The sequence below is a fragment of the Microbacterium halotolerans genome, from assembly GCF_003569805.1.
In the GTDB taxonomy this organism is placed as follows: domain Bacteria; phylum Actinomycetota; class Actinomycetes; order Actinomycetales; family Microbacteriaceae; genus Microbacterium; species Microbacterium halotolerans.
This window is the reverse complement of sequence record NZ_KZ984053.1, coordinates 110660-117232: the sequence shown is the minus strand read 5'-3', so window position 1 is coordinate 117232 and position 6573 is coordinate 110660. Positions and strand designations below refer to the sequence as shown.

The following is a 6573-nucleotide window of genomic DNA, read 5'->3' as shown; positions in this document are numbered from 1 at the left end:
TTCTGTACGGCGGCCGTCGCGCATCGCTCGTGGGGGGCGTCGGGCGCCGCCTCGCTGCTCCTGCTCGGCGTGCTCGCGGCAGCGCCGTCGCTCGCGCCGGCGATCGCTGTTGCGTGGGTCGTGCTGGTGCTCCTCACGATCGTGATGAGAGCGCGCGCGGGCATCGCCCGAGTGATCTGGCTGGTCGTGCCCGCGGCCGTGTGGTTCGCGCCGATCGTCGCGGCGCAGCTGAGCAGGGGAACGCCCTTCGCGGCATTCGCCGATCCCGGCATGACGGCGGCGGGGCACGGCGCAGCGCGCGATTGGCTGCTCGCCGCTGGATTCCCGACAGCGGATCCCGCAGGTTGGCTGAGCTTCCTCGGCCCCGACTTCCCCGTCGCGCAGGAGACGCTCGTGTGGGTCGTCCCCCTGTTCGCCGCACCGCTGGCGCTGCTCGCGATGGCGGCGCCTGCGACCGCCCGTTGGCGCCTCGGCTCAGGCCTCGTGCTGCTCACGGTGCTGGGGCTGGCAGGAGCGATCGGCGCGGTCGGCGTGCAGGTCGCCTTCTCTTCAGGGGACCCCGTGGCGCTGTGGCCGGGAACTGCGCTCAGCCTGGCATGGCTGGGCGCCTGCCTCGCCGCGGCCGTGACCCTCGACGTTGCGCCGCTGCCTGGTCCTGTGCGCGTGCTGGCAGGCTTCGTCGCAGTCGCCTGCGTCGCCGTGCTCGCGGTGCCTGGCCTCACGGCCGTCGCCCGAGATGCCTCGGCGCTCACCAACGGGCCGACATCGACACTGCCGGCGTACGTCGGCGCAGAGGCTGCGGGAGACGCCGACGTGGGCACTCTCATCATCGCCGCGCGCGACGACGGTTCCGTCTCGGCGCGCATCGTGTGGGGCGAGAGCGAGACGCTCGGCGGACAGTCGACGCTCGAGGCGACCGATGTCGTGGTCTCCGACGACGATCGCAGCGTCGCGGAGCTGACCGGAGACCTCGTCTCCGGAACGGGCACTGATGCGGCGGCTCAGCTCGGCGAGTTCGGGCTGCGATTCGTGCTGCTCGCCGACGGCGGCGAGCTCAGCGACGCCGCCCGCAGCACCAGCCTCGAGGCCGTGACGGCGATCGACCAGCGCGACGGCTTCGCGCGGGTCGGACAGACTGCGCGCGGCATGCTCTGGCGTCTCGACGCCGATCCGGAAGCGCGGCGCGGCCTCACCACGGCCGAGCGCGCCACGGCCGGAGGCGTGCTGACCGCGCAGGCGGCGATCCTGCTGGCGGCGGTCCTGCTCTCCGTGCCGACGGGCGCCAGCCGACGCGCCGCGCGCGGCATGCCCGCTGTGCTCGGCCGCGGATACGAGGAGAAGCGATGACTGCCGAACGCGACGACGAGCACATCCGTTCCGCCGACGACGCGGAGCAGACAGAAGCGGCAGCGGTGCCGGACACGAGTCACGAGGGCGCAGCGCCCGGAGAAGCGGACACTCCGCAGAGGGCAGAGGAGCCCGAAGCCGCAGACGGCGGTCCGGACGAGTCGACCGCGGCAGCCCGGGGCGACGACGACATCTCGAGCGCGGAAGTCGAAGCGGGAGATGAAGCCGAGCGCGTCGGAACGGCTGCTCCCGACTCCGACGACGATCAGAGCGACGAGCAGGTCTCGGGTGCTCAAGGCGATGGCGACTCGGACGATGCCTCGGACGCAGAGGCTCTGGAGCCGACTGCGACGGGACCCGTGCGCACCCGGGTTCGCCGACGGCGCCGGATGAACTGGGTCAGGGGCGCTGCGGGGGCAGCTGTGTCGCTCGTCGCGGCGGCAGCAGTCGTCGGCGCGACGAGCGTCGAGTGGCCGACGCTCGGCGGCGAGTCGGCATCGATCGTCGTCTCGCCGGATGCGGCACCCGCCGTCGCCTCGTGCAACGGTCCGCTGCTCGCCGTAGGGCGGGATGCAACGGCCGCTGACGAGATCACCGTCGCCCAGCAGGTCGGCGTCACCGTCGGCACATCGGTCGACGGGGAGCCGACAATCGATGACCTCGCAGCCGACGGAGTCTCGGGTGACGCGGATGCGCGGCGGTACGAGCTCGAACCGACGGGAGGCGACGCGGGCTCGCTCTCCGTCGCGACCTCGGCAGACATCAGAGACGACGATATGTCGGGGTTCATGGCGGCATCCTGTCGGACCGCGGTCATGGAGTCGTGGATCGTCGGCGGCAGCACGGCTACCGGTGACACCGATGTGCTGCTGATCGCGAACCCCGGCAGCGTGAACGCGACGGTTCAGCTGACGGTGTTCGGCACCCAGGGGGAGGCGCAGCCAGCCGGAGAACCGATTGCGATCCCCGCTGCCTCTCAGGTGGTCCTGCCTCTCGCCGGTGTCGCCGGTGGTGAGGAAGCGCCCGTGGTGCGGGTGACGGCGGAGGGGGCACCTGTCCGCGCGGCGCTGCAGTCGACGAGGGTGAGCACACTCGATCCGGTCGGAGTGGACGCGCAGGATGCCGTCACCGCCGGTGAGAGCCAGGTGTTCCCCGGCGTCGCGATCGCCGAGGACGCCATCGACGCTGATGAGACGCCCGCGGCCGTTCGCCTGCTCGCGCGGAAGGACGGCGAGGCGACGGTGACCATCACGGCGCAGGGCGAGACCAGTCCCTCCTCGACGCTCTCGCTCGACGTGCAGGCGGACGTGCCGGTGCAGGCGGCCCTCGACGCCCTCGAACCGGGGCGCTACACCGTGACGGTGTCGGGGGACGTCGGCCCCATCGTCTCGGCGGTGTGGCAGACGACGGGCCCGAACGGCGACGAGGACTTCGCCTGGCAGACCCCGTCGCCCGAGGTCGCCGACCCCGTGACCGTCGCGGTTCCCGACGGCCCGCTCGCGCGGGCCTACCTCGTGGGCGATGCGGACGAGGCCACGACGGTGACCATCGCCGGCGGAGACGTCGACGAGGAGATCAGACTCGCGGCAGGAGACAGCGCGTATGTGACGCTCGACGCTGACGAGGCATACACCCTCGCCTCGGACGGGGCGCCCGTGCACGCTGTCGTTGCATACCGTGACGGCGGCTCGCTCGCGACGCTGCCGGTTTGGCCCGACCCGGCCACCTCGGACGACGTGACCGTCTTCCCCTGACCCGCCCGCAGGTTCAGAGAGCGGGCCCGAGATCCCACGGATCGCGGCCGAGATACTCACCGACGGCCCTGAAGACGATGCCTTCGATGATCAGTCTGCGCTGGAACGCGTCGACGCGATCGAGGCGTTCGAACCGTTCGATGGGTGTGCGGTAGAGCACGATGCGGTTCTGCGAGCGGTCGATGCTCCAGCGCGGCACGCCGTCCTGACCGGCCGCAAATGGGATCCCGCCGATCTCGAAGTGCACGTCGCGCAACTCCGGCCACGCGCCTCTGAGGTACTCCACCGTTGAGCCGAGAACGACGTCGAACCGCTCGTAGCGCGTGTCGATCGGCGGCAGGGGAGGACGCACGACGGGGCTGCGCCAGACGCGTCCGTGCCGTCCGTGCCGTGCCGCCCGCGCTCGGGGCGCAGGGCGAGAGAACCGCCCCCATGTCACCATGCCTCAAGGCTACCCGGCGTGGGGCGGCATGCGCGGCGGGCCGGAGCCGTAAGGTGGCACTCGATGGAGAGAATCTGCTCGAAAGTGGCATGCACGCGCGAGGCGGTGTCGACGCTGACCTTCGACTACGAGGGCCAGATGGCCGCAATCGGTCCGCTCGGCGCGGGAGACGACCCGCACGCTCACGATCTCTGCGCGATCCACACGGAGCGAATGAGCGTTCCCACGGGCTGGACGGTGCTGCGCCACTCGACCCTGTCGTTGTAGCGGCGGTCTCAGCGCGTGAGCTGAGCGACCCGTTCCGTCTCGAGTGAGAGTGCTCGCAGCTCCCGCTCGCGCCGCACGGCCGCGATGGCACGCACGACGCTCTCCGGGTCGCCGACCGGCATGGGGGAGACGAAGGGAGCCAGCTCGGCGGCCAGCTCCGCTGCGACGCGTGCTCGCGCAGGCGGGAACATGGCGGCCGCTCCGGAGACGAACTGATTCATCCGGCGCCCCGCGCGATCCGGGACCCGCGCCACGTCGGCGACTGATGCCCACCCCTCCATGCCTGGCGGGAGCAGCGGCACCACGTCGGGCAGCTTCGGAGTGCGGGTGCGTTCGGCATAGGTTCCGGCGGCGAGGTCGCCGAGGCGCTGTGCGCGCGGCGTGAACATCCCGACGATCACGGCGAGGGAGCCGACCGTCATCACGATCTCGAGCACGCCGAGGATGCCGCGGATGAAGGCGTGGCGGAAGCCGATCGAGCCGCCGTCGCCGCGCACGATCCTGGCACCGACCGCGAGCTTGCCGAGACTGCGACCCTTCGTCGCCGTCTCCACCGTGACGGGGATGCATACGAACACGATCACCAGCAGCACGATCGACGCGATCCTGACGGCCGGGGCGGGAATGACCCCGATGCGCAGCAGCTCGTTGGCCGCCCAGACGAACCCGATGTACAGCACGGCGTACGTGACGAGGTCGATGAGCGACCCCGCGGCGCGGAGGATGAGCCCGATCGGCTGCACGTCGAGGGCGACGGCCTCGCCGGTGAGCACCTCGTCCTCGTGGATCTGCGGCCGCGTTCCCGCGCCGTTCGGGCGCGGGGCGTGTGCATGGGGCGTCGACATGGATACAGTTAATCAGGTGGACCTCGATGCGCTCAGTGCCGCTCGCCGTGACGAATGGAAGCGGTTGGACGACCTCTCGCGATCGCGCGGCCTCGACGGGCCGAGTGTCGACGAGTTCGTGGCGCGCTACCAATCGGCGTCGGCGGACCTCGCCGACATCAAGACGTCGGCGGGGCGCACGCCGCAGGGCGACCACGTCTCGACGATGCTCTCGCGCGCCCGACTGCGGCTGACCGGGACGCCGGACAACGTGCTCCGCCAGATTCCGCGCTTCTTCATCGACCAGCTTCCGGCAGCCCTCTACCAGTTGCGATGGACGACTCTCGCCCTCACGTTCGCGTTCATCGGCATCGTGTGGCTCACGGGCGCGTGGATCGTGTCCGATTCCGCCTTGGTGGCGACCCTGGGCTCGGAGTACCAGCTCGAGCAGTACGCGGAGGAGGACTTCGTCGCGTACTACAGCGCGCACAGCGAGGCGATGTTCGGTGCGATGGTGTGGACCAACAACGCCTGGATCGCCGTGCAGAGCGTGATCTTCGGCATCTCCGGTGTGTGGCCGCTCTACGTGTTCGTGCAGAACGCGGTGGGCCTGGGCACATCGGCCGCGATCATGTTCGAGTACGACAGGGGAGCCGACTTCGTTCTCTACATCCTTCCGCACGGCCAGCTCGAGATGACCAGCATCTTCGTGGCGTGCGCCGCGGGTCTGCATATGTTCTGGGCGTGGGTCGTTCCCGGACACAGGAGTCGGATGGACGCGCTCGCAGGGCAGGGAAGGGCACTGGCGACGGTCGCCATCGGACTGGTGCTCTCGCTCGCGCTGTCCGGAGTCGTCGAGGGATGGGTGACGCGCCAGGAGTGGCCGTGGGCGATCAAGATCGGAATCGGCACGCTCGCGCTCGCGGCGTTCCTCGCCTACATGCTCGTGCTCGGGCGGCGAGCGGCGACAACCGGAGAGACGGGCGATCTCACGGAGTACGAAGCCGGCACGCCGCGGCTCGTCGCGGGCTGACGCTCGACGGCGTGTGCTGAGACGCCGCTCTCAGCACACGCCGTCGAGCGTCAGCCGTCGGAGAGCGGTCGCCGAGGAGGACGCTTCCGACGGCCCGGCACACGGAGGTCTGCGGGGCCGCTTCGAGCAATCGCGACTACATCTTCTCTGTGTCGAACAGCGCCCGGTAGGAGAACCCGGCGATCAGGGCGCCGACGATGGGGAACACGAGGAACACCCACAGCTGCACCAGGGCCTCCGGCCCGCCGTAGATCGCGGCGGCGATCGATCGCGCCGGGTTCACGGAGGTGTTGTCGACAGGGACCGAGATGAGGTGGATGAGCGTCAGCGTGAGACCGATCGCCAGGCCGGCGAACGCTGTTCCGCGCTTGGCGTGCGTGACGCCGAGGATCACAACGACGAACAGTCCCGTCAGCACGATCTCGACGATGATCGCAGCCGGCATGCCGAACCCGCCCGGGGAGAGCTCGTCCCAGCCGTTGCTGGCGAAGCCGCCGTCCTGCGCCGTCTGCAGCCATCCCTCCGGGCCGAACAGGGCGATCAGGAAGACGACCGTCGATGCGATGGCGCCTCCGACGACCTGTGCGGCGATGTAGCCGCCGACGTCCTTCCACGGTGTGCGGCCCGCGGCAGCGAGCCCGAGCGTGACGGCCGGGTTGAAGTGTCCGCCGGAGATCGGCCCGAACGCGTAGACACCGATGACGACGGACAGACCGAACGCGAGCGCGACGGCCGTGTAGATCGAGCCGATCGGTGCGCCGTCGACGAAGGTGTTCGACGCGAACACGGCAGTTCCCACACCGCCGAGCACGAGCAGGAAGGTGCCGAACGCCTCTGCCGTGAGCTTGGCGGTCGTCGTCGGGTTGACGGTGGTTTCTGACTCGGACATGGTGCCCCCTCTGAGAT

6 protein-coding genes and 1 pseudogene are annotated in these 6573 nt (G+C 70.3%); 4 read left to right on the top strand and 3 right to left on the bottom strand.

From position 1 onward, the window contains the following. Window positions 1–1347: pseudogene (locus DZG09_RS16910) on the top strand (glycosyltransferase); the annotation flags it as partial. Further along, the gene (locus DZG09_RS12620) at window positions 1344–3101 is read left to right on the top strand and encodes a DUF5719 family protein (RefSeq protein ID WP_119698113.1); all 1758 of its coding nucleotides are present in this window, start codon (window positions 1344–1346) and stop codon (window positions 3099–3101) included. The pseudogene DZG09_RS16910 and the gene DZG09_RS12620, both read left to right, overlap by 4 nt. A gap of 13 nt (window positions 3102–3114) precedes the next feature. Here DZG09_RS12620 and DZG09_RS12615 read toward each other — a convergent pair whose 3' ends face one another. Further along, window positions 3115–3543, bottom strand: coding sequence for a hypothetical protein (locus DZG09_RS12615; RefSeq protein WP_338039999.1), 429 nt, complete (start codon window positions 3541–3543; stop codon window positions 3115–3117). A gap of 63 nt (window positions 3544–3606) precedes the next feature. Between DZG09_RS12615 and DZG09_RS12610 the strand changes: the two genes are divergently transcribed. Beyond that, window positions 3607–3810 (top strand): DUF3499 family protein, encoded by a 204-nt coding sequence (locus DZG09_RS12610; RefSeq protein WP_205529171.1) that lies wholly within the window; start codon window positions 3607–3609, stop codon window positions 3808–3810. An 8-nt stretch (window positions 3811–3818) separates the two neighbouring features. Here DZG09_RS12610 and DZG09_RS12605 read toward each other — a convergent pair whose 3' ends face one another. Beyond that, entirely contained in the window at window positions 3819–4655 is an 837-nt protein-coding gene (locus DZG09_RS12605) for an RDD family protein (RefSeq protein WP_119698110.1), read from the bottom strand. 16 nt (window positions 4656–4671) lie between these two features. Between DZG09_RS12605 and DZG09_RS12600 the strand changes: the two genes are divergently transcribed. Next, window positions 4672–5667 carry a stage II sporulation protein M gene (locus DZG09_RS12600; protein ID WP_119698109.1) on the top strand — a complete coding sequence of 332 codons (996 nt, stop codon included), beginning with the start codon at window positions 4672–4674 and terminating at the stop codon, window positions 5665–5667. A gap of 136 nt (window positions 5668–5803) precedes the next feature. Here DZG09_RS12600 and aqpZ read toward each other — a convergent pair whose 3' ends face one another. Continuing rightward, window positions 5804–6556, bottom strand: coding sequence for an aquaporin Z (gene aqpZ / locus DZG09_RS12595; RefSeq protein ID WP_119698108.1), 753 nt, complete (start codon window positions 6554–6556; stop codon window positions 5804–5806). Window positions 6557–6573: the final 17 nt, after the last annotated feature.